Annotated in this window: 23 protein-coding genes; 14 read left to right on the forward strand and 9 right to left on the reverse strand. The window is 63.1% G+C overall.

Annotated elements, in window-relative coordinates:
- Positions 1-110 precede the first annotated feature (110 nt).
- On the reverse strand, positions 111-1,223 hold the full coding sequence (locus VQ044_RS08170) for an alkene reductase (RefSeq protein ID WP_327646470.1): 1,113 nt from the start codon (positions 1,221-1,223) through the stop codon (positions 111-113).
- A gap of 164 nt (positions 1,224-1,387) precedes the next feature.
- Between VQ044_RS08170 and VQ044_RS08175 the strand changes: the two genes are divergently transcribed.
- The 3 genes from VQ044_RS08175 (at position 1,388) to VQ044_RS08185 (ending at position 3,482) form a co-directional block, all read left to right on the forward strand.
- Entirely contained in the window at positions 1,388-2,266 is an 879-nt protein-coding gene (locus VQ044_RS08175) for a 23S rRNA (adenine(2030)-N(6))-methyltransferase RlmJ (protein ID WP_327646469.1), read from the forward strand.
- A 64-nt stretch (positions 2,267-2,330) separates the two neighbouring features.
- The gene (locus VQ044_RS08180; protein ID WP_327646468.1) at positions 2,331-2,867 is read left to right on the forward strand and encodes a hypothetical protein; all 537 of its coding nucleotides are present in this window, start codon (positions 2,331-2,333) and stop codon (positions 2,865-2,867) included.
- Positions 2,868-2,882: 15 nt separating this feature from the next.
- Entirely contained in the window at positions 2,883-3,482 is a 600-nt protein-coding gene (locus tag VQ044_RS08185) for a glutathione S-transferase family protein (RefSeq protein ID WP_327646466.1), read from the forward strand.
- Positions 3,483-3,519: 37 nt separating this feature from the next.
- Here the strand turns inward: VQ044_RS08185 and VQ044_RS08190 are convergent, their stop codons facing one another.
- The gene (locus VQ044_RS08190; RefSeq protein ID WP_327646464.1) at positions 3,520-4,188 is read right to left on the reverse strand and encodes an outer membrane protein; all 669 of its coding nucleotides are present in this window, start codon (positions 4,186-4,188) and stop codon (positions 3,520-3,522) included.
- A gap of 385 nt (positions 4,189-4,573) precedes the next feature.
- Between VQ044_RS08190 and uvrC the strand changes: the two genes are divergently transcribed.
- The 4 genes from uvrC (at position 4,574) to VQ044_RS08210 (ending at position 8,132) form a co-directional block, all read left to right on the forward strand.
- Complete coding sequence (uvrC, locus tag VQ044_RS08195; RefSeq protein ID WP_327646462.1) at positions 4,574-6,619, forward strand: excinuclease ABC subunit UvrC; 2,046 nt, start codon at positions 4,574-4,576, stop codon at positions 6,617-6,619.
- A 92-nt stretch (positions 6,620-6,711) separates the two neighbouring features.
- Entirely contained in the window at positions 6,712-7,293 is a 582-nt protein-coding gene (pgsA, locus tag VQ044_RS08200; protein WP_327646461.1) for a CDP-diacylglycerol--glycerol-3-phosphate 3-phosphatidyltransferase, read from the forward strand.
- A 72-nt stretch (positions 7,294-7,365) separates the two neighbouring features.
- Positions 7,366-7,617, forward strand: coding sequence for a molybdopterin converting factor subunit 1 (moaD, locus tag VQ044_RS08205; RefSeq protein ID WP_327624587.1), 252 nt, complete (start codon positions 7,366-7,368; stop codon positions 7,615-7,617).
- A 2-nt stretch (positions 7,618-7,619) separates the two neighbouring features.
- Positions 7,620-8,132 carry a molybdenum cofactor biosynthesis protein MoaE gene (locus tag VQ044_RS08210; protein ID WP_327646459.1) on the forward strand — a complete coding sequence of 171 codons (513 nt, stop codon included), beginning with the start codon at positions 7,620-7,622 and terminating at the stop codon, positions 8,130-8,132.
- Positions 8,133-8,258: 126 nt separating this feature from the next.
- Here VQ044_RS08210 and ndk read toward each other — a convergent pair whose 3' ends face one another.
- The 3 genes from ndk to VQ044_RS08225 form a co-directional block, all read right to left on the reverse strand.
- Positions 8,259-8,681: a nucleoside-diphosphate kinase gene (gene ndk, locus VQ044_RS08215; RefSeq protein ID WP_327624589.1), complete on the reverse strand. Its 423-nt coding sequence runs from the start codon at positions 8,679-8,681 to the stop codon at positions 8,259-8,261.
- A 171-nt stretch (positions 8,682-8,852) separates the two neighbouring features.
- Positions 8,853-9,245, reverse strand: a complete 393-nt coding sequence (gene vapC, locus VQ044_RS08220; protein ID WP_327646458.1) for a type II toxin-antitoxin system VapC family toxin — start codon at positions 9,243-9,245, stop codon at positions 8,853-8,855.
- A complete protein-coding gene (locus VQ044_RS08225; protein WP_327646456.1) occupies positions 9,242-9,439 on the reverse strand; it encodes a type II toxin-antitoxin system VapB family antitoxin in 198 nt (65 codons plus the stop codon). The genes vapC and VQ044_RS08225 overlap by 4 nt, the downstream gene beginning before the upstream one ends.
- 106 nt (positions 9,440-9,545) lie before the next feature.
- Here VQ044_RS08225 and VQ044_RS08230 point away from each other — a divergent pair, with 106 nt between their 5' ends.
- Positions 9,546-11,453, forward strand: coding sequence for an ABC-F family ATP-binding cassette domain-containing protein (locus tag VQ044_RS08230; RefSeq protein WP_327624590.1), 1,908 nt, complete (start codon positions 9,546-9,548; stop codon positions 11,451-11,453).
- A 51-nt stretch (positions 11,454-11,504) separates the two neighbouring features.
- Here VQ044_RS08230 and VQ044_RS08235 read toward each other — a convergent pair whose 3' ends face one another.
- Together VQ044_RS08235 and VQ044_RS08240 are read right to left on the reverse strand one after the other, a co-directional pair.
- Positions 11,505-11,957 carry a DNA polymerase III subunit chi gene (locus VQ044_RS08235; RefSeq protein ID WP_327646454.1) on the reverse strand — a complete coding sequence of 151 codons (453 nt, stop codon included), beginning with the start codon at positions 11,955-11,957 and terminating at the stop codon, positions 11,505-11,507.
- 15 nt (positions 11,958-11,972) lie between these two features.
- Positions 11,973-13,478 (reverse strand): leucyl aminopeptidase, encoded by a 1,506-nt coding sequence (locus VQ044_RS08240; protein WP_327646453.1) that lies wholly within the window; start codon positions 13,476-13,478, stop codon positions 11,973-11,975.
- A 255-nt stretch (positions 13,479-13,733) separates the two neighbouring features.
- On the opposite strand from VQ044_RS08240, the gene VQ044_RS08245 reads away from it, so the two are divergent.
- The 6 genes from VQ044_RS08245 to rsmA all read left to right on the forward strand — a co-directional run bounded on the left by VQ044_RS08245 (position 13,734) and on the right by rsmA (position 21,407).
- On the forward strand, positions 13,734-14,927 hold the full coding sequence (locus tag VQ044_RS08245; protein ID WP_327624593.1) for an LptF/LptG family permease: 1,194 nt from the start codon (positions 13,734-13,736) through the stop codon (positions 14,925-14,927).
- Positions 14,924-16,006 carry an LPS export ABC transporter permease LptG gene (gene lptG, locus VQ044_RS08250; RefSeq protein WP_327646452.1) on the forward strand — a complete coding sequence of 361 codons (1,083 nt, stop codon included), beginning with the start codon at positions 14,924-14,926 and terminating at the stop codon, positions 16,004-16,006. Before VQ044_RS08245 ends, lptG begins: the two co-directional genes overlap by 4 nt.
- 168 nt (positions 16,007-16,174) lie before the next feature.
- Complete coding sequence (locus VQ044_RS08255; protein WP_327646451.1) at positions 16,175-18,427, forward strand: LPS-assembly protein LptD; 2,253 nt, start codon at positions 16,175-16,177, stop codon at positions 18,425-18,427.
- A 147-nt stretch (positions 18,428-18,574) separates the two neighbouring features.
- On the forward strand, positions 18,575-19,519 hold the full coding sequence (locus VQ044_RS08260; protein ID WP_327646450.1) for a peptidylprolyl isomerase: 945 nt from the start codon (positions 18,575-18,577) through the stop codon (positions 19,517-19,519).
- On the forward strand, positions 19,516-20,574 hold the full coding sequence (gene pdxA, locus VQ044_RS08265; RefSeq protein ID WP_327646449.1) for a 4-hydroxythreonine-4-phosphate dehydrogenase PdxA: 1,059 nt from the start codon (positions 19,516-19,518) through the stop codon (positions 20,572-20,574). The genes VQ044_RS08260 and pdxA overlap by 4 nt, the downstream gene beginning before the upstream one ends.
- The gene (gene rsmA, locus VQ044_RS08270; protein ID WP_327646447.1) at positions 20,571-21,407 is read left to right on the forward strand and encodes a 16S rRNA (adenine(1518)-N(6)/adenine(1519)-N(6))-dimethyltransferase RsmA; all 837 of its coding nucleotides are present in this window, start codon (positions 20,571-20,573) and stop codon (positions 21,405-21,407) included. The genes pdxA and rsmA overlap by 4 nt, the downstream gene beginning before the upstream one ends.
- Before the next feature lie 3 nt (positions 21,408-21,410).
- On the opposite strand, the gene gmk is transcribed toward rsmA, so the two are convergent.
- A complete protein-coding gene (gene gmk / locus VQ044_RS08275; protein ID WP_327646445.1) occupies positions 21,411-22,076 on the reverse strand; it encodes a guanylate kinase in 666 nt (221 codons plus the stop codon).
- Positions 22,073-22,960, reverse strand: a complete 888-nt coding sequence (locus tag VQ044_RS08280; protein WP_327646444.1) for a YicC/YloC family endoribonuclease — start codon at positions 22,958-22,960, stop codon at positions 22,073-22,075. The genes gmk and VQ044_RS08280 overlap by 4 nt, the downstream gene beginning before the upstream one ends.
- Between the last annotated feature and the right edge of the window lie 32 nt (positions 22,961-22,992).

Below are 22,992 nucleotides of genomic sequence, written 5' to 3' on the forward strand. Positions count from 1 at the left end.
ATCCATTCGTGGGGCGGTCGAAGCCGCCGGTGCTGATTTGCGCACCGGGCAAGAAAAAGGGCCGGAACGCGCGTTCCGACCCTCGTCATGCGGATTTCGCCGTCGCCCGATCAGGCGGCCTCGGCGTAGCGGGCGCGTTCTTCATCGCTCAGCGCGGGATAGTCCAGGTAGCCCTCCCTGGCGCCGCCATAGAAGGTGGCCTCGTTCCACTCGGCCAGCGGCGCGCCGATTTCGAGCCGCGCGACCAGATCCGGATTGGAGATGAAGGGCCGGCCGAAGCAGATGAGATCGGCCTCATCCGCCTCGATACGCTCGATGGCGAGCTCGCGGTCGTAGCGGTTGTTGCCCATGTAGAGACCGTCGAAATGGTCCTTCAGCGTCCATGCCTTGAAGGCGTGCGGATCGCGCTCGGTCCGCGTCGCGCCCTCGATGACATGGAGATAGACGAGCTTACGCTTCGACAATTCCTCGACATAGCGGGTGAACAGCGGCTCCGGATCGCTGTCGCGAAGATCGTTGGCCGGGCTCACCGGCGAGATGCGGATGCCGACCCGGTCGGCGCCCCAGACCTTGACCACGGCGTCGACGACTTCCAGCGGGAAGCGCATGCGGTTTTCGATCGAGCCGCCGTAATCGTCGGTCCGCTGGTTGGCGCCGTCGCGCAGGAACTGGTCGAGCAGATAGCCATTGGCCGAGTGGATCTCGACGCCGTCGAAGCTCGCCGCCTTAGCGTTTTCCGCCGCCTTCACATAGTCGGCGACGATGCGCGGCAGTTCGTCCCGGTCAAGCGCCCGCGGGGTCTCTGCGTCCTTGAGGCCATTGGCGGTAAAGGCCTGCATCTGCGGTTTGATCGCCGACGGGGCGACGGGGAGCGCGCCGCCCGGCTGCAAATCGGGATGCGAAACCCGCCCGACATGCCAGAGCTGCAGGACCATCTTGCCGCCCTCTGCATGGACGGCATCCGTCACCTTCTTCCAGGCCGCGACCTGCGCGTCGGAAAAAATGCCCGGCGTCCAGGCATAGCCACGTCCTTCGGGCGAAATGTTCGTCGCCTCGGCAATGATCAGCCCGGCGCTCGCGCGCTGGCGATAATATTCCACGTGAAGGTCGTTCGGCACGCCTGCTTCATTGGCGCGGCTGCGGGTCAACGGCGCCATGACGACGCGGTTGGCGAGCTTTATCGGGCCGAGATCGACGGGCTGAAACAGTTTCGACTGAACCATTGCGGTGTCCTTTCGTGAATGCCAAGACGGGCGAAGATGGGCGTCATGTCGCAGCCCAAGATGGGACTTTGCCGCAGCGCGGTAAGGGCTATGAACGCAGCGTTCGCCGCGAAAGCTCCTGTTCAGGCGCTGGCGTGCCCCCTGAACCCTAAGGGGGTACGGCCATGTGGCCCCCTGCAGCGCAAGAGAACGGCAGCAGGATGAACTACCGTCATGCCTATCACGCGGGAAACTTCGCGGACGTCGTGAAGCATGTGCTGATGAGCCGGCTGATCGAATACCTGAAGCGCAAGGACAAACCGTTTCGCGTCTTCGACACCCACGCCGGACGCGGTCTTTACGCCCTATCCGCCAACGAAGCGGTTCGAACCGGCGAGCATGCCGAGGGCATTGGCCGCCTGCGCGCTGCCGCCGAATTGACGACAAACCCGCTCTTCGAGCCTTATTTCACCGCGTTGCAGCCGGACTTGGAACAGGAACGTTATCCTGGCTCGCCGTTGATCGCGCGACGCCTCTTGCGCCCAAAGGATCGTTTGTCCGCCTACGAGCTTCATCCCGAGGAGGCGACGGTATTGAAAGCAGTCTTCGTCGGCGACATCCAGACCAAGGCGATCGAACTCGACGGCTGGCTCGCGCTTGGCTCGCACGTGCCGCCGAAGGAAAAGCGCGGACTCGTTCTGATCGACCCGCCCTTCGAAAAGCCGAGCGAGGTGGAGGATATCGTCCTGGCTCTCGGCAAGGCGCTGCGCCGCTGGCCTGGCGGGATCTATGCGCTTTGGTATCCGCTGAAACACCGGGAGACCGTCGAGGCGCTGCATGACGGGCTGCGCGCGCTCGGTATCGCCGACATGGTGGTGGCGGACTTCTTCCGCGCGCCCTATTCGGCGGACCAGCGCTTCGTCGGCACCGGGATGGCGGTGATCAACCCACCCTTCGTGTTCGCCGAGGAAGCCGAAGCGATCATGAAAGCCCTGCTGCCGGTGCTGGGGCGCGACCCCGGCGCAACATATGAGGTTTTTGCGCCTCCTCCCGCCAAGCCCTGACGGCGCCTGGGCCGTTTCATGCTATTTGTCGACAGGATCAGTCCTATCGCAGCGAGTTCCCATCATGCGCCGTCTCCTTACTGCTCTTCTCTCCGCGTCCCTCGCCAGCTTGGCGACGGCCGGCCCGACGACCGCCGCGGACATGCAACGCTTGCAGGCGCCCGCCGTCGCGAGTGCCAATGTTCCGGCCTGCGACGACGCTGACGTGCTGGCCGAGGTCGAAGACCAGTTCGAATATGGCGCCCCACGCATGCTCGAAACCAAGCTCGAAATCCTCGAATTCAGCGGCATGATCGAGACCGGCTATTTCCCCCAGCGGCTGGACGAACCACTGCCCAGCAGTCCGATCGAGCGCCGCTACTGCCGGGCGACGGCGTTGATTTCCGACGGCAAACACCGAACCGTCTACTACGTCATCGAACACCCGATGGGCTTTGCCGCGGCGGGCGGCCATCTTGGCAGGTTCTCGCCGGTCAAATCCTGGCGGGCCGAGGGCTGCGTGCTGGGACTTGACGAGTGGCATATCTATGGCGCCGATTGCCAGTCGCTTCGCCGGTTCCCGGCGGCGGGACGCACCAGTCCCGGCTATGTCACGAAATAAGGTCGATCCATCACCATGCGTCTTTATTATTCCCCCGCCTCGCCGTTCGCGGCCAAGGCCCGGATGGCCGCGCGCCATTGCGGGATCGAGATCGAAAGCGTCGCGGTCGACACGTCGGCCGAGCCGGTCGAACTCACCTCCGCCAATCCGCTCGGCAAGATCCCCGTGCTGGTCCTCGACGACGGCACCTCGGTCTACGACAGCCGCGTCATCTGCGATTTGTTCGACCGGATGAGCGGCAACCAGCTCGTCCCGCAAGAACTCGACGCCTGGCGGTCGGTCAAGACCTTCGAGGCCGCCGCCGACGGGGTCGGCGACGCGCTGATTCTCACTGTCTACGAAGTGCGTTACCGGCCGGAGGAAAAGCGCCATCAGGCTTGGGTCGAGAAACAGATGCGCAAGGCCGATCGCGGCCTGGCGTTCCTCGAAGACCATATCGACGAACTCTCCGACGAGCCGACGACCGCTCATTTCGCGCTGGCGGGCCTGCTCGGCTGGATGGCATTCCGCTTTGCCGGGAAAATCGAGAGCGAGCGGCCGAAGCTCGCGCAATGGCTCAAGCAATTCCCCGAGAGCTTCCCGGACTACGACGAATTGCAGCCCCGCGCGGCGTAAGGGTCAGACGCCAGGGCGCCCGACGGTCCGGCCGGCATCAGAATTTCAGCGCGATGCCGGCGCGGATCGAGTGCTCGTCGAAGCCCGACGAGATGCTGGTATTGCCAAGGTCGTAGGTCTCGCTGCCGAAATCGGAATAGCGATATTCGAGCCGCGACGTGACGCTGTCGGAAATCTTGGCCTCGATCCCGGCGCCGAGCGTATAGCCGATGCTGGTCTGGCTGTCGGATGCTCCGCCCAGGGACAACTCGTTGCGAGACGCGGCGACGCCGCCGGTCGCGAAGACGAGGAACGGGTCGACCGCAACACCGGCCCGCGCCCGCAGCGATCCAAAAATATTCGTTTCAGCGTCGATCGGCGCTCCGACAGCACCATTAAAGCCGCGGCCGTCCACACCCGAGCCGCCGATATCGGCCTCGATCCCGTAAACGATGCGATCGGTCTGTAGATTGTAGCCGGTGTAGACACCTCCGACGAAGCCGTCGCCGTCAAACGTGGCTCCGCCGGACTGATCGAAATTGGACGTGTTGTAGCCGACGAAAGCGCCCGCATACGGGCCAGACCATAAGTGAATCGGAACGGACGGGGCGAGCGGGGCCGGAACGGGTGGCTGCGGGCTGTCGAAGACCGCATCAGCCGCATGGGCCGACGTTGCCAGCAGTGCGACGGTCAAGCTCACCATCAAATGTCGAAGCGGCGTCACCATTGGGCTTCTCCTCTCTTCAACCGACCACATTCTGCTCTCATCGAGCCGAGCGGGTCCGGAACGCTCTCGTCAAAATGACATCGCATTCATCGTCAGTAGATGGGGTGCGTTGTGTGAGGCGAACAGGACCTGCCTCGGGCCATGGTGTGGCGATCGATGAATTTTTTATCGTCGTTGCCGATTTGCAACTTGGACGTCATCAACCTACCGACAGCTCATTCCGGCGGGCGAATTGTCCACTGAAAGCCCCGTGAATTTCCTCTTTCGCGCAATCATATAAGAAGCCGGATGATAGAGATGGACGGACATGAGCCGATCGCGTCCGCAACGCATTTTCCAGAGAGTCCGGCTGAGCGCTAAACCGCGTGGGCCGGCCCAGGATGACATGACCGCCGAAACCGAAGACTTCGACGACGAGCGTGTCCCCGAGACGGGAAACGCGGCGACCGATACAGCGGCCGCGATCGGCGCCTCGCTGATCGCGGCGATAGACTGGGACGATGCCGGCAAGTTCGTCGCCGGTGATCTCGTCGGGGTTGAGCTGATCGCGGCGCTGGCAAAGCGCCTGCCCAACCAATCCGGCGTCTACCGCATGTTCGGCAAGGACGGCGAGGTTCTCTACGTCGGCAAGGCCCGCTCCTTGAAGAAGCGGGTGACGAGTTACACGCGGATGGGCGGTCACACCCAGCGCATCGCCCGCATGATCCGCGAAACGCGGCAGATGGAATTCGTCACCACGCGCACCGAGACCGAGGCGCTGCTGCTCGAAGCCAATCTGATCAAACGCCTCAGACCACGCTTCAACGTCCTGATGCGGGACGACAAGTCGTTTCCCTATATCCTCGTCAGCGAGGACCACGAAGCGCCAGCGATCATGAAGCATCGCGGCGGGCGTTCGCGAAAAGGCAGCTATTTCGGCCCCTTCGCCTCGGCCGGCGCAGTCGGTCGCACGATCAACTCGCTGCAACGGGCCTTCCTGCTCAGAACCTGCACCGATTCGGTCTATGAGAGCCGGACGCGCCCGTGCCTGCTCCATCAGATCAAGCGCTGCTCGGCCCCCTGCACCGGCGAGATCGGAATCGACGATTATCGAGGTCTCGTGAACGAGGCCAAGGCGTTCCTGTCCGGCCGCTCCAACCAGATCAAGAACGGCATGGCCGCCGCGATGCAGGACGCGTCGGACGACCTCGATTTCGAGCGCGCCGCCATCTACCGCGACCGTCTTGCCGCGCTGTCGCACGTCCAGAGCCATCAGGGCATCAATCCGGCCGGGATCGAGGAGGCGGACGTCTTCGCCATCCATCAGGAGGGCGGCCTTACCTCGATCCAGGTGTTCTTCTTCCGCACCGGCCAGAACTGGGGCAACCGGGCCTATTTTCCCAAGGCCGACCCCTCGCTGGAGGCAGCCGAGGTGCTGGGAGCCTTCCTGGCGCAATTTTATGACGACAAACCGGCTCCGCGGCTGATCCTGCTGCCGATCCAAGTCGAGGATGAAGCGCTGCTCGCGGAAGCCCTCAGCGTCAGGGCCGAACGGCGCGTCGAGATCGCTGTGCCCTCGCGCGGGCTGAAGAAGGATCTGGTCAACCATGCCGCCGCCAACGCCCGCGAGGCGCTCGGGCGTCGGCTGGCCGAAACCTCGTCCCAGGCGCGGCTGCTCAAGGGCTTGCGGGAAACCTTTGCCCTGCCCCATCCGCCCCGACGAATCGAGGTCTACGACAACTCCCACATCATGGGCACCAACGCTGTCGGCGCGATGATCGTCGCCGGGCCGGAGGGGTTTGCCAAGAATCAGTACCGCAAGTTCAACATCAAGGGCGCGGACATCACGCCGGGTGACGATTTCGGCATGATGAAAGAGGTCATGACGCGGCGGTTCTCGCGGCTGCTCAAGGAGCACGCAGAAGGCCCGCAGGCTCCTGAACCCGTCGTCGAGGAAGACGAGGATGACGCCGCACTGTCCGACACAGCGATGCCGGCCTGGCCCGACCTTGTTCTGATCGACGGCGGCAAGGGTCAGATTTCCGCAGTGCGCGGGATTCTCGCCGAGCTGGGCATCGCCGACAAGGTCACCACGATCGGCGTCGCCAAGGGCGTCGACCGTGACGCCGGGCGTGAGCGATTCGTCACCGAGGGCCGCGAGCCGTTCTCACTGCCACCGCGCGACCCGGTTCTGTATTTTTTGCAACGGCTTCGCGACGAGGCGCACCGTTTCGCCATCGGGTCGCATCGCGCCCGCCGCAAGAAGGAGCTGGTCAAGAACCCGCTCGACGAGATCGCCGGCATCGGGCCAAACCGCAAGCGTGCACTGCTCCATCATTTCGGCACGGCGAAGGCCGTTTCACGGGCGGCCTTGAGCGACCTGCGGGAGGTCGAGGGCGTCTCCGCCACGATGGCGAAGTCGATCTACGACCATTTCCACGAACAGGGATGAGACAATCGTCACGTTTCGTTGCGATGATGACGGTTGACGCGAGGCCGGCGGGCAGGCTTGTACTGTCGCGCACAGCCGAAGCGGACGATCTCATGGCATCTCAGGCCCTCAGCCTACCCAACATCCTCACCTATGCACGCATTGTCTGCGTGCCGCTGGTCGTCGCCTGCTTTTTTGTGGAGGGCGAATTCAACGCCTCGGAAGCGGCGCGGTGGTGGGCGCTGTTCATCTTCGTGGCCGCAAGCATCACCGACTTCTTCGACGGCTATCTGGCGCGCGCCTGGCAGCAGACCTCGACGATCGGGCGCATGCTCGACCCGATCGCCGACAAGCTTCTGGTCGCGGCAGCGCTGCTTCTACTCGCGGCCGCGAATACCATCGTTGGCTGGAGCCTTTGGGCGGCGATCGTGATTTTATGCCGTGAGATTCTGGTCTCTGGCCTCCGGGAATATCTGGCCGAACTCAAAGTATCCGTCCCGGTCACCCGGCTCGCCAAATGGAAAACGACGATGCAGATGATCGCCATCGGCTTCCTTCTCGCCGGCCCCGCAGCCGACAAGATCGTCAGCTTCACCACGGAAATCGGGATCGGGCTGTTGTGGATTTCGGCAATCATCACGCTCTATACGGGCTATGACTATTTCCGGGCCGGGCTTCGGCACATCGACGTTTGATCGTCACGCCCCTGGATCGCGGCGGCGCGAAAACCCATCTGTTCTTCTGAACGATTGACGAGGTCCACGGCCATGAAACTTGCTTATTTCGCATGGGTCCGCGAGCGGATCGGCGTCGCCGAGGAAGAGGTGGAACTGCCGGCCGGCATCACCACCGTTGCGGATCTGCTGCATTGGCTGAAGGGCCGTGGCGAGACCTACGACATGGCGCTGCAGGCGCCCGAGATCATCCGCGTCGCGATCGACCACGAGCATGTCGATCATTCCGAGCCGATCGCCGGCGCCAGGGAGATTGCACTATTTCCGCCGATGACGGGCGGCTGACCATGGCCGCGAAATCCGATCGATCGGCCGTCAGCGATCCCTCCGGCATATCGCCGGTGGTGCGAATTCAGGCCGATCGCATCGACATCACCGCCGAGATCGCAGCCATGACGGGTGGCGCGGCCGAGGGCGCGGTCGGCGGCCTCGCCAGCTTTTCCGGCTATTGCCGCGACGAAGGCGGGCGTCTCCGCGCCCTCGAGCTCGAACACTATCCGGGCATGGCCGAGCGCGAAATCGAGAGGATAGCGCGCGAGACAATCTCTCGCTGGCCCCTCCTCTCCTGCCGTGCCATCCATCGCTTCGGCCTGATCGTGCCCGGCGAAGAGATCGTCTTTGTCGCCTGTGCCTCGGAGCACCGCCAGGCGGCCTTCGAGGCGGCCTCCTATCTGATGGACTTCCTCAAGACGCAGGCGCCATTCTGGAAGCGGGAGCATCTGAAGGACGGTGCGACGGGCGGCTGGGTTGAGGCGAAGGACACCGACGACAGCGCCGCCGATCGCTGGCACCGGCTCTGACGCAAGGATCGATTGCCGCGTTCGACGGCTCGCACGATCGCCGCCATCGTCGTCGAATACAAAAAAGGGAGGCACGTGGCCTCCCTCCAAACCCCTTTATCGAGGGCCGCATTCAGACTGATAGCCTTAGCCGACGATCTCGGTCTCGGAGAACCAGTAGGCGATTTCTTGCTGCGCGGTCTCTGGCGCATCCGATCCATGCACGGAGTTCTCGCCGATCGACTGGGCGTGCGCCTTGCGGATGGTGCCCACGGCGGCGTCGGCCGGGTTGGTCGCGCCCATGATTTCGCGATTGCGCGCGATGGCGTTCTCGCCCTGGAGAACCTGCACGATCGTCGGACCCGACGACATCGACTCGACGAGTTCGCCGAAGAACGGCCGCTCCTTGTGGACCGCGTAGAAGCCCTCGGCTTCGCGGCGGCTCATCCAGACCCGCTTGGACGCGACGACCGTCAGACCGGCCTCCTCCAGCATCTTGGTGATGGCGCCCGTGAGGTTGCGACGGGTGGCATCGGGTTTGATCATCGAGAACGTGCGTTCGACCGCCATGGCGTGGTCCTTCTTTCGGAATGGTTCGGGAAAAATGTGGGCGACCTATACCCGCCGGCCCGAGGACGGGCAAGGCATGGACTGAAGCCTCGCGCACTCATCGACGCCTCGACCGACCGCCGTGGTTAAGCGGACGCCATGACCTCCCTGCCGCATTGCGGCTGCTCCGACTCACCTATAGGCACGCAAGCCGAGCAACCCTTCCATCGCCGCAAGATCGCGATCGTTATGAATAATGGCGGTGTCGTTCTCGAGGCACCAGGTGGCGATGACCACGTCGATAGTGCCGCGGACGGTGATTCCCCGCGACCGGAGCAATCGATAATTCGCCGCTGCCGCCTCGGCAATCGCAAAGCCGCAGAGGTTTTCCTGCCGATATTGGGACAACGCCTCGATCATCTGACGGCGGCCGCTTTCTTGACGAACCCCTTGGAGAAGTTCGACCAGAATGAGGTCTCCGACGACCACATCTTCGAGGCGCGCCGCATGCGCAACATCCTTGGTCCATGACGTCCGGATGCCTTGGAAGAAGTCGATCCAAGCCGAGGTGTCAACGAGGATCACTTGTCGCGCCGCATCTCATCCAAATCGCCTTCCCAGGTGACCTTGCCACGCAACGCCATCAGATCTTCATAAGCCTTGCGACGCTTGACGAGAAACGCCAACCCCGCCTCGACGGTTTCGCGTTTCGTCCTCAGGCCGGTGGCATCCATCGCGGCCTTCATCAGCTCATCGTCGATCTCGATGTTGGTGCGCATGATCAACCTCCGATGTGTAAAGCCGACATCATTCTACACATGGCGTTACTGATCTTCAACGGACGCCCCCCTTTCGCACTGCCGCATACCGTGGCAAAAGCCGCCCATGCTCCAGATAACCGATCTTTCCGCGCGCGTCGCCGGGCGCCTTCTCATCGATCATGCCAGCCTGACGCTGCCGAGCGGCACCAAGGCGGGTTTGGTCGGGCGCAACGGCGCCGGCAAATCGACCTTGTTTCGCATCATCACCGGCGATCTTGCGGCCGAAACCGGCTCTGCGTCCTATCCGAAGAACATGCGCCTCGGCCAGGTGGCTCAGGAGGCCCCGGGCACGGAAGAGTCGCTGATCGAGATCGTCCTGAAGGCCGATACGGAACGCCTCGCCCTCCTCGACGAAGCCGAGACCGCAAGCGACCCGCACCGCATCGCCGACATTCATTTACGCCTCGCCGACATCGACGCCCACTCGGCCGAAGCCCGCGCCTCGGCGATCCTGTCCGGCCTGGGCTTCGACATGGCCGCGCAGGCCCGTCCCGCCTCGTCCTTTTCCGGCGGCTGGCGAATGCGTGTCGCGCTCGCGGCGGTGCTGTTCTCGCGGCCCGATGTGCTGCTGCTCGATGAGCCGACCAACTATCTCGACCTCGAGGGCACCCTGTGGCTCGAGAATTTCGTCGCCCGCTATCCCTATACCGTGATCGTGATCAGCCATGATCGCGACGTCCTCAATAATGCCGTCAACTCGATCATTCATCTCGATCAGAAGAAGCTGGTCTTCTATCGCGGCGACTACGACCAGTTCGAGCGTCAGCGCGCCGAGAAGCTGCTGTTGCTGCAAAAGGCGATCGTCAAGCAGACCGCCGAGCGCAATCACATGGAAGCCTTCGTCGAACGCTTCCGGGCCAAGGCGTCCAAGGCACGGCAGGCACAGTCGCGTCTGAAGGCACTCGAGCGGATGCAGCCGCTGCAAGGGATCGTCGAGGAGCACGTCACGCCCTTCATCTTCGACGCTCCCGAAAAGGCGGCAGCGTCGCCGATCATCCGTATGGAAGGCGTCTCCGTCGGCTATCAGCCCGGGCGTCCGATCCTGTCGAAGCTCGACCTGCGGATCGACACCGACGACCGCATCGCCCTCTTGGGTCAGAACGGCAACGGCAAATCGACCTTCGCCAAACTCCTGGCCGAGAGGCTGCGGGAGCAATCCGGCACGGTCACCCGCGCGCCGGGGCTCAAGATAGCCTTTTTCGCCCAACACCAGATCGACGATCTGCGGCCGGCGGAAAGTGCGGTCCAGCACGTGCGCCGCCTGATGCCGGACGCGCCGGAAGCCAAGGTCCGTGCCAAGGTCGCGCGCATGGGCTTGCCGACCCAGAAGATGGACACGGCCGCCGAAAAGCTCTCGGGCGGCGAAAAGGCGCGGCTTTTGATGGGGCTGGCGACGATCGACGCGCCAAACCTCCTCATTCTCGATGAGCCGACCAACCATCTCGACATCGAGGCGCGCGAGAGTCTGGTGCGCGCCCTCAACGATTATCCGGGCGCGGTCATCCTGATCAGCCATGACCGCCACATGGTCGAGGCGACGATGGATCGGCTGTGGATCGTCGCCGAAGGCACGGTATCGCGGTACGACGGCGATCTGGAGGACTACAAGAAGCTTGTCCTGTCCGGCGGGACCAAGGGCAGTGGCGTGCAGGATCCGGGCGACAATCCACAGGCATCAGAACCCGCCCCTTTGTCCAAGATCGACCAACGCCGTATCGCCGCCGAGAAGCGCGAATCGCTCAAGCCGCTCAAGCAGAAGATCAGCCAGCTGGAAATTCAGATCTCGCGGCTACAGAAGACCCTTGAGGGACTCGACGAGTCGCTCGGCGACCCGGCGCTCTACACGCGCGATCCGGCGCGGGCGAGCGCCCTCAACAAGCAGCGGTCGGATGCCGCGAAGACGCTCGCTGGCTGCGAGGAAAACTGGCTGGCACTCACCGAAGAGCATGATTCCGCAATGGCGGCAGAGTAGGCGCGGCGAGCGCAAAGCAGCGCACGAGCGGTATCAGTCACGCGGTGGACGCTACACCTTCTTGACCCACCTGCCCCCATCGGTCTGCTGCCAATAGGTGACGTCGTGGCCGGCGGCTTTCTCGACCGTCCAGCGCTCCCGCGCCCGGCCGATCTGGTCCTCGTCATGGCCATCGAAGAGATAGACCGCGCGGACATAGCGCTCGAGCGCGGCGGGCGCCGCGCCTTCGACCAGGAACCGCACATGCGGATCGTTACCCTCCTGACCCGCCTCGACGGTCAGCAAGATCGGCTGCAGCGCGCCGGAGCCGTCGGCATCGCTGCCGTGCGGCAGAAAGCTCTCGTCCTTGTAGACCCAGAGATGATGGTCGAGAGCGTCGCGACGCTCCTCGCTGGCAAATTGCACGACGACGCGCCAGCCCTTGGCCAAGCTTCGCTCAAGAAGGCCCGGCAGGGCGTCCTCGAGCCGACTTTCCGTCAGATGGTAGAACAGGACCTCGGTCATGAAGCCCGGCCCGTCCTAGTGTGACTGATAGTGGTCGGCGACGAGTTGGTTAAGCAGACGCACACCGTAACCCGACGCCCAGGACTGGTTGTATTCATTGGACGGCGACCCCATCGCGGTACCGGCGATGTCGAGATGCGCCCAGGGAACGTCGTTGACGAAGCGCTGCAAGAACTGCGCCGCGGTGACCGATCCGGCCGCACGACCGCCGCCGATATTCTTGATGTCGGCGAATTTGCCTTCGATCATCTTGTCATATTCGGGAGCGAGCGGCAGCCGCCAGACCTTCTCGCCTGACGTCTTACCGGCAGCCGTCAGGCGCTCGGCGAGTTCGTCATTGTTGGAGAAGAGCCCGGCATGATGATTGCCGAGCGCCACGATGATCGCCCCGGTCAGGGTGGCGAGATCGATCATGAACTTAGGCTTGAACCGGTCCTGACAGTACCAAAGCGCGTCGGCCAGCACCAAGCGTCCCTCGGCGTCGGTGTTGAGGACCTCGATCGTGGTACCGGACATCGCCTTGACGATGTCACCTGGGCGCTGAGCGTTGCCGTCGACGGCGTTCTCCACCAATCCGACGATGCCGATCGCGTTGACCTTGGCCTTGCGGCCGGCGAGTGCCCGCATCAGGCCGGCGACTGCCGCCGCGCCGCCCATGTCGCCCTTCATGTCTTCCATCGACGCGGACGGCTTGATCGAAATGCCACCGGTGTCGAAGACGACGCCCTTCCCTACGAAGGCGATCGGCGCCTCGCCCTCGGGACCGCCGTTCCAGCGCATGATTGCCAATCGCGGCGGGCGGGGCGAGCCCTGCGCAACGCCGAGAAGCGCATCCATCTTCAGATCGCGCATTTCCTTTTCGGTCAGGATCTCGACCTCGAGTCCGTGTTCACCAAGCGCCGCGATGCGATCGGCGAACTCGACCGGCCCGAGCGTATTGGCCGGCTCGTTGACGAGATCGCGGGCGAGCACCGTACCGGCGGCAACGGCTTCTGCGAGCTGGTAGGCGGCCCTGGCCGCGTCCGGATTCTTGACGGCGATCGCGATCCGCGTCACCACGTCGGACTCCTCAGGCTCCTCGTCTTTCTTCGGCTTCTTGGTCTTGTAGAGATCGAAATCGTAGGATCGCAATGTCGCGCCGACCGCCAGGGTCGCGGCGTTCTCCGCGCTGACAGATTCTCCAGCGGGCCGTTCGCAGCGCACGGTGACGGCTTCGGCGCCCTTGGTCTTCGCGGCAATCACCCCGCCAATCTTCAGCCAATCCTCTTCCACCAGCGCCTTGTCGGAATGGGTGCCGACGACCAACAGGCGATCGACAGCCACCTCGCCTGGCGCCAGAAGATCCAGCGTGGCCAGCGACTTACCTTTAAATTTTGCGACCTTCGCGGCCTTCTCCACCAGCGCCTTCACCCGGGCATCGATGCCATCGGCCAGCGCTCCCGCTTTCCCGGCCAGCACAACCATGACGCCTTTGGGCGTTGCATCGCGCGAGACGAATTCGATCGTTGGAAGAGTGGCCATGAAAACTCCTGGAAGATTGTCCTGACTGGACCGGGTCGGCAGCAGCGGTTGTATCGCTCGCCCCTATGATGGTCCCGACCATAGGCTTTGCAAGAGCGATCGCAGCCGTTACACGACGTTAACCACAGTCCTTCGCCCTTCTTTAGCCAAGCTGCTACTGTCATTGGAGGGGCATCGTCCGGCTTCCGGTCAGCCTCGGACGCTAAAAGGCCAAGAGTGATGCCATCGGGCGGCACCTTGTAACGCGCGAGTCTCATGACGCTCCTCGAACGATATCTCTTCAAACGCGCCATTACCTATGCCGCAGCTTCTCTGGCGTCGTTGGTGTTGATCGTCTGGATCGTGCAGGCGCTGGCCCGCATCGATATCATCAAGACCAGCGCATCGGCGGCGGGCAACATTTTCTGGATCGCCCTGATGCTGCTTCCAGATTTGACAGCCGGGGTGGTCCCATTCGCGGTCCTCATCGGCGCGATCCAGGCACTGAACTCGCTGAACACCGACTCCGAACGTCCGGTCATTGCCGCGTCTGGCGCCTCACAATCGGTGATAGCCAAACCCATTATCGCGCTCGGCTTGATCGGCGGACTGCTTATTTTGTTTATCGCCCACATCATCGGCCCAGCCTCGGCGAGCGCCTTTCAAAACGGAATCCGCTCGATCAATGCCGACACCATTACGCTGTTTCTGCAGCCGGGCCGGTTCGAACGGGTGCAACCCGGGCTCGTGGTCAGCATCGGCGCCGCGCGGGGCTCGACCGTCGAAAGTCTCGTCATTGCCGATACGCGCGACGAGACGACCGATCTGACCTATTTCGCCCGCGAGGCAAAAATCCTCAAGCAGGACGACCAATCGCTGCTCCTGCTCTACGACGGCCAACTGCATCGTCGGAGCAAATCCGATGGCGGGATCTCCGTGATCGAGTTTCAGACCTATGCTTTTGACCTTGCAGAGCTGAAACCCGCCACGCAAGGCGACTGGATCCGGGCGTCCGAGCGGAGCACTTTCGCGCTGATTTGGCCCGACCCGAACGATACGCTCTCCCAGACTCGGCCCTCCGTCCTGACGGAGGAATTGACGGACCGGATGACGAACTGGCTTTACGCTTTGGCCTTCGCGTTATGGGCGGTGGTGGTCGCCGGCCAGCCGCGCACCAATCGGCAAGGTACCGGGCCGGCGATGGCCCTTGGGCTGATTGGCGGCCTGGGTCTGAAGGCGATCGGCTTCGTGACGCTATCGCTGATCGAAGAGAGCTACGCCTGGGTCCTGGTGACATATGCGCTACCGCTCGGCGCCATCGCCCTGAACGCCGTCCTGATCATGCGCGATTTCAATCTGTCCCGCTGGTCGCTCTTCGAAAAGTTCGCCAACGCGTCATATCGAATCGGTGCGGCGATCGGGCCTTGGATGCCGTTTCGCCAGTCAGCGCGGGGCGCCGCCGGACGATGACCAACTGGACTTTGAACCGTTATTTCTTCCGACTTTACGTGGTCAGCTTCCTGTCGACGCTGCTTGCCGTCTTCGCGCTGATCTATCTGATCGATATGATCGAGATCAGTCGGCGGGGCGGCCTCCCGGATGTGGGCGTCGGAGCGGTGGCCCTGTTTTCGGCGTTGCGCGTCCCCTCATTTATCGGCCAGGCATTTCCTTTCATTATCCTGTTCTCATCGGTGTACACGCTGCTGACACTCAATCGCCGGCTTGAGCTCGTCGTCGCCCGCGCCTCGGGCGTGTCGATCTGGCAGATTCTGATCCCTTTCGCAGCCGGCTCCCTGCTCATCGGCCTCGCGGCCACCTTCGTCTACAATCCACTGTCGGCCTATACGAAGTCTCTCGCCCAGGACATGCAGGCCATGTCCGACGGCACGGCGCTCGCCGACGATTCCGACCGCGTCCCGTGGCTGAGGCAGAGCAGCGAAGGAATCAGCTCGATACTCGGCGCGACGACGGTGGCGCGTAACGGCGCGCTCCTGGGCGGCGTGACGGCGTTCGTGCTGGGCGATGACGGAATTGTGCGCGATCGCATCGATGCTCCCCGCGCCACCCTGACCGACGGAGCATGGATCCTCGAAGAACCGCGCATCACGCGCATCGGCCGTACACCGGAGTATCCAGCAAGCTATCGGCTTCCGACCAGTCTCAAGCCTGAATATATTGAGCAACGTCTTGCCGACCCGGAGGCGATCTCGATCTGGGATCTCGGATCGAAGATAAACGTGGCGGCGAGCCTTGGCTTTAACTCCATGGCATTTTCGATGCAGTACAATACCCTGGTCGCCCAGCCGGCACTGTTCATCGCTATGACCTTGCTCGCCGCGACCGTGGCAACGAGGTTTTCGCGGACCGGCCAATCTGGTAGGACGATAGCAGGTGGCGTATTGGCCGGTTTCGTGCTGTACGTCGTGACGTTTCTGGCGAAAGCCCTGGGTAGCAACTCGGTGGTTCCGCCTGTAATTGCCGCCTGGTTTCCGGTCCTGGCGGCAGGACTGGTTGGGGTAACGATCCTGCTCCATCAAGAGGATGGCTGAGTCATGAGTGCGAGGGGGACCGATCGCGGACGACTGGGGGGGACCCGGTCGCATCTGAAAGCCTTTCTTCTGGTGGGAACGGCCGCTTGCGGCCTCGGTTTCGCTGGCACGCCCGCGTATGCTCAATCGACACTTCCGACGGACATTGCTGCTCCCGATGGGGCGCAGATGTTTCTCGAAGCCGATACGGTTACCTATGACAGCGACAGCTCGGTCGTAACGGCTTCCGGCGGCGTCCAGATCGACTACGGATCCTACAAGCTGGTCGCCCGCCAAGTCGTCTACGACCAGAAGACCCGTCGGCTGGTCGCGTCCGGCGATGTCGAATTGCAACAGCCTGACGGCAATAAGCTCTACGCGGACACGATCGACATCACCGACGATTTCCGCGATGGCTTCGTCAAGGCGCTGCGGATCGAGGCGCCCGACAACACGCGCTTCGCCGCAACCGAGGCGGTCCGGCGCGACGGCAGCGTCACGACATTCCAGCAAGGCGTCTATACGGCGTGCGAGGCATGCCGGGCGCATCCGGATCGGGCGCCGCTCTGGCAGGTGAAGGCGCGCAAGATTGTCTGGGACCAGACCGAGAAAGAGATCCGCTATTATGGCGCGCGCTTCGAATTCTTCGGCGCCCCGATCGCTTACCTGCCCTATTTCCAGTCCCCGGACCCGACGGTCAAACGCAAATCCGGGTTTCTGACGCCGGCTTTCCGTTCGTCCGAGGAACTGGGCTACGGGCTGCGCGTGCCGTATTTCATCGCACTGTCCGACGACAAGGACGTCACGGTCGCGGGCACCTACTACACAAAGCAGGGCTTCCTGGCCGAGGCCGAATATCGCCAGGCGGTCAGCAACGGCTTTTTCACTCTGCAGACGGCGGGAATCATCCAGCAGGATCCTGGTGCTTTTGCCGACAAGAATACCGCCTCCTACACCACCCCCGATTTCGCCAACACCGACCGCGGCATGATTGGCACGACGGGGCGCTTCGCGCTGAACGAGCGTTGGACCGTCGGTTGGGACATTCTCCTGCAATCGGATGAGAACTTCTCGGCCACCTACGACATCGCGAATTTCGGTTCGACCTTGCATACGTCGGAAATCTACCTGACCGGCCTCGGCGACCAGAGCTACTTCGACCTGCGCGGCCAAAAGTTCGAATATCAGTCGGTGAATCCCAATCAGGACGACACGCAGCCGCTCGTCGCCCCGGCCTTCGACTACGAACGGATCGAACAGGAGACCGTCCTCGGCGGCGAAGTGAAGCTGGACCTCAATGTCGCTTCGCTCTACCGGGATGAGGATTCGCTCTCCAGGATTTGTGAACCGTCGGCAATTCTCGAGATCGACAGCCGAACGGTTTGCCGCAAGTACCGGACCGACATCCTACGTTACAATGGCCTCGAAGGCGACTACTCCCGCGGCACCGCGCAAGCAGCCTGGAGCGACACCTATACGCTGTCATCGGGGCTTGTCCTCAGTCCAACCGCATCCTTGCGCGGCGACCTCTTCGCCACGGACATGGAATCCGATGGGATTGGCAGTTCCATCGGCGCACTCACTCGTGACGAGTCCGGTGCACGCGGCATGGCGACGGCTGCGATCGAGGCGCGCTATCCCTATCTGATCGAAACCGCGAACGCCTCCCATGTAATCGAGCCGATCGGCCAGATCGTCGTTCGGCCGGATGAAACCCAAATCGGTTTCGTTCCGAACGAGGACGCGCAGAGCCTCGTCTTCAACACCGGCAATCTGTTCCAACTCGACAAATTCTCAGGCTACGACAGGATCGAGGGCGGGACCCGCGCCAATATCGGCCTGCGCTACGCCGGAACGTTGGACAGCGGCTATACGATCGATACCGTCGTCGGCCAGTCCTACCAGCTGGGCGGAATCAATTCGTTCGCCCAAACCGATTTGGCGCTCGTGGGCTTCGATTCCGGCCTCGAGACCGACCGCTCCGACTATGTGACCTCTTTGGCCTTCGGGACGCCGATCGGGCTCGAATTCGGTGCCCAGGGACGGTTCGACGAGGTCGACTACGCTTTGCGCCGAAGCGATGTCTACGGCTCCTATTCTTCAGCTCTGGCCAGCGCGCAGATCACCTACACGAACATCGCGGCCCAGCCGACCTATGGTTCGATCTCCGATCGCAGCCAGGTCACGGCCTCAGGCAGCCTGAAATTCGCTGAAAACTGGACGGCTTCCGGTGCTTTGGGATACGACATTGAAAACAGCGCGGTAGTCGAAAAGAAGTTCGGCATCGGGTATGCCGACGAATGTTTCAGCCTGCTTGTTTCCTACAGCGATACGATCGATCGTTATACGCAGGAGTCGAATTCGAAGACGCTGATGTTCCAGGTCGGCCTGCGAACGATCTCCGATTTCAGTCAATCCTACGATCTGAGTGAAGAGAAGTAGTCCCGCACCTGGCCTTCGTAGGTTCGGAGCCGCCCTTCGTCGCTGGGGTACGCGAGGCACTTGCCATCACCATCCTTTCGCCAAAACCTCGCTATAGGTGACGTACCAATGTACCTGCACGCCATCATCAAGGGAGTTGGTCGGACCATGACCGTTCGCGATTTCATCAACCACACAGCGGTTGCCCTTGCCCTTGTTGCCGCGTCCGCGACAATGGTTGCCACCACGGGGGCTCCCGCCCAGGCGGCGTCCGAGGTTAGCATCGTCGTCAACAATCAACCGATCACGACCTATCAGATCCGCCAGCGCGCGGCCTTCCTCAAACTGCGCCGGGTCGGCGGCAACGCCACGCAAAAGGCGACCGACGAGTTGATCGACGAGGAACTGAAGAAACAGGAAATCCGGCGACGCGGGATCAACATCCCCGATGCCGCCGTCGAGGAGGCCTTCGGAAAATTCGCGGCGGATAACAAAATGAACCAGACGCAATTGAGCGAAGTGCTCACGCGCGCCGGTTTTTCCGCAAGCGCCTTCAAGGATTACATCCGCGTCCAGATGGGCTGGGGTCAGGCCATCCAGTCCAAGCTGCGGACCAGCGACAAGCTCAGCGAGCAGGAGGTCGTTCAGCGCATGCTCGCTCAGGGCGGCAAGAAACCGACGACCACCGAATACACGCTGCAGCAAGTCATTTTCGTCGTGCCCGAAGGTCAGCGTCAATCGCTCATTGGCAAGCGGACGAGCGAGGCCAACGGCATGCGCTCGCGCTTCCGCTCGTGCGAGTCGACGTACGACGTCGCCAAGTCGCTGCGGGATGTGACCGTGCGCGATCTCGGCCGCGTCGCCCAACCGGAACTGCCGCCACGCTGGAAGGACGACATCATCAACACGTCGATCGGCAGGACGACGCCGGTGAAGGAAACCGACCGCGGCGTCGAGTTCATCGCCGTCTGCAACAGCCGCAACATTTCGGACGATATCGCCGCGGCCATGGTGTTCCAGTCGCGCGACCTGGAAAAGCTGGGCGAAGGTGGCGAGCCAGATGCGGCCTTCCTCAAGGAACTCAAGAGTAAGGCCCGGATCGTCCGCCGATGAGTTCACCGGCCACACAGGCCTCGACCAATCTCGCGCCGATCGCGGTCACTGTGGGCGAACCGTCGGGGGTGGGACCCGACATCGCCCTGGCGATCCATGTCCATCACCGGAACGATCTGCCGTTGTTTTTTCTCCTCGCCGATCCGGTGATGCTGGCCAAGCGGGCAAACCGCCTCGGTTACGACGTCGACATCCACACCATCGCGACGCCGTCTGAGATGGCAGCGATCCGGCCAGGCGCGCTGGCGGTGCTCCCGTTGGTGAACCGTCATCTCGAAGCCCCCGGCGTCGTCGATCCCGTCAACGCGGCCGGCACGATCGAGGCGATCGACCGGGCGACGGCGCTGGTTCTTGAAGGTCAGGCCTCCGCGCTGGTCACGGGCCCGATCGACAAGAAAGCGCTATACGACTTCGGGTTTCGACATCCCGGCCATACCGAGTATCTCGCCGATCTCTGCGGGAGACGACTCGGTGCATCGTTCACCCCGGTGATGCTCCTGACCGGGCCGGAACTGTCCTGCGTTCCCGTGACGATCCATATTCCCATCGCCGCGGTTCCCGGCAGCCTGACAGCCGAACTCATCGAAACGACATGCCGGATTGTCGCGGCCGACTATCGCGAGCGCTTGGGAATCCCGGCGCCGCGCCTGGCGGTATCCGGCCTCAACCCCCATGCCGGTGAAAAGGGCGCGATCGGCAGCGAAGACGAGGCGGTCATACGGCCGGCAATCGCGCATCTGCGCGCCGCCGGGATCGACGCATTCGGGCCGCTGCCCGCCGATACGATGTTCCATCCTGAGGCGCGGCGCGGCTATGACGTCGCCATTTGCATGTATCACGATCAGGCATTGATCCCGGCGAAGACGCTCGCCTTCGACCAGACCGTCAATGCGACGCTCGGCCTGCCGATCATCCGAACGTCTCCCGACCACGGCACTGCCTCTGACATCGCCGGAACAGGGAAAGCGCGCGCCGACAGCTTCATCGCTGCTCTGCGTCTCGCCGACAGAATGGCGACAGCAGCCGCTGTTGCAAGCACGGCCACCGGCGCGTGAGCCCGTCTGATACGCTGCCGCCCTTGCGCGCCGTGATGACCGAGCATGGCCTCGATCCAAAGCGCGGTCTCGGCCAGAACTTTCTGCTCGACCTCAATCTGACGGCGCGGATCGCGCGGCAGGCGCATCCGCTTGTTGGAGCAACGATCGTCGAGGTCGGTCCTGGGCCCGGCGGACTCACGCGCGCCCTACTGGCCGAGGGTGCCGATCGGGTCATCGCAATCGAAAAGGACGGGCGCTGTCTGCCGGCGCTCAGGGCGATCGCGGCTCACTACCCTGGCCGTCTTGAGATCATTGAAGCCGACGCGCTGACAATCGATCCGGCGACGATCGCGCATGCCGGGCCGCTGAAGATCGTGGCCAACCTGCCCTACAATGTCGGAACCCAACTGCTTTTGAATTGGGTCGCGACGGCGCACTGGCCGCCCGTGTGGTCAAGCCTGACGCTGATGTTCCAACGCGAGGTGGCCGAACGCATCGTCGCGGTCCCAGGCTCGGATCATTACGGCCGCCTCGGTGTGCTTACTGGCTGGCGGACACGCGCGCGCATCCTGTTCGACGTCTCACGAGAGGCGTTCACGCCCCCCCCAAAGGTGACCTCGTCCGTGGTCCAGCTGCTGCCGATAGCCGATCCCGAACCGGCTTCGCTCGACGCGCTCGAGCGCGTCACCGCTGCCGCATTCGGTCAGCGTCGCAAGATGTTGCGCCAGAGCCTCAAATCCCTGGGCGGCGAAGCGTTGCTCGAAGCGGCGGACATCGACCCGCGGCGCCGCGCCGAGACGCTGACCGTCTCGGAGTTCGTCCGCCTCGCCAATCAAATCCGTAGCGCGTAGCTTCTAATCGATCTCTTCGGCAAACAGCGTGGCGGTAAAGTCGAACAATCCCGGTCGCCGGTCGCGGCGAAGCCGCTCGGCGTTGATGATCGATCGCACCGCCGAAAAGGCGCGGTCCAGATCATCATTGACGACCACATAGTCGTAATCGCGCCAGCGCTCGATCTCGACGCGCGCATTCTTCAGCCGTACCGCGATGGTCTCGCCCGAATCCTCGGCGCGGCGCAAGAGCCGGGCTTTCAGCTCGGCCATCGTCGGGGGAAGAATGAAGATCGAGACGATGTCCGCCTTGGCCTGCTCCTGCAGTTGCAGAGCGCCCTGGTAATCGATGTCGAAGAGCATGTCCCTGCCCTCCCGCATCGCTTTCTCGGCGGCATCGCGCGGCGTGCCGTAGAAGTTGCCGTGCACCTCGGCCCATTCGAGCAACGCGTCGCCGGCTCGCATCCGCTCGAATTCCGCCCGGTCGATGAAGCGGTAATGAACGCCGTCGATCTCGCTCGCCCGGCGCTTGCGCGTAGTGACGCTGACCGACAGCGAAAAACGCGGATCGGAATCGAGGAGATTGCGCGCGATCGTGGATTTCCCGGCTCCCGACGGCGAGGACAGCACGAGCATCAGACCGCGGCGTGCGATCGCGAGCGCGGATTCGGTATCGAATATCGACGTCATTCTATGTTCTGCACCTGCTCGCGGAATTGATCGATCACCACCTTCAGTTCCAGGCCGATGGCGGTCAGCAACGTCGAATTCGACTTGGAACAGATCGTATTCGATTCGCGATTGAATTCCTGCGACAAAAAGTCGAGTCGCCTCCCGATCGGACCGCCTGTGGCCAAAAGCGCCCTGGCCGCTTCCACATGGGCCCGGAGGCGATCGATCTCCTCCCGGATATCGGCCCGCGCCGCAAGGATCGCCGCTTCCTGATGCAGACGACCTTCGTCGAGCCGCTCATCCGCGTCGAGAAGCTCACCGATCTGGCCTCGCAGGCGCTGGCGGATGGTTTCCGGCGATCGACTGGGATCGTCCTCGGCGCTCTCGATCAACGCCGCGATCTCGCCGAGACGCAGCGAGAGGATCTCGGAAAGGGCGAGGCCTTCGGCTTCCCTGGCTGCGACCAGTTTTTCCACGGCCGCGAGGAAGCCTTGGGCAACGCCCTTCTGGCGCATTTCGCGGGCCTCTGGCGCCAGCGTCCGCTCGGCCACCTCCACAATGCCCTTGATCGCCAGGATTCCGTCTGAGGACGGCGGGCCGGCATGGCCGTCGGCGACAAGGCGGCTCGACAGCGACAACACCTGATCCAGCATCGCTTCGTTGACGGTGAAGACCGGCAGTTCGTCGTCACGCCGAAGCTGCAGGCTGGCCTGGATGTTCCCGCGGGTGAGCCATGCGGCCGCAAGCCGGCGAGTGTCCGCCTCGATCGCCTCGAAGCCCGGCGGCAGGCGCAAGCGCAGGTCGAGCCCCTTGCCGTTGACCGAGCGCAATTCCCAGGCGAAGTCGACGCCGTCGGTGGCCCCTTCGTGGCGGGCAAAGCCCGTCATGCTCTGGACGGACATCGCCTCACCCCTCGTCTGCTATCCGGTGCCAG

This window comes from Aurantimonas sp. C2-5-R2 (assembly GCF_036549495.1).
GTDB classification, from domain to species: domain Bacteria; phylum Pseudomonadota; class Alphaproteobacteria; order Rhizobiales; family Rhizobiaceae; genus Aurantimonas; species Aurantimonas coralicida_A.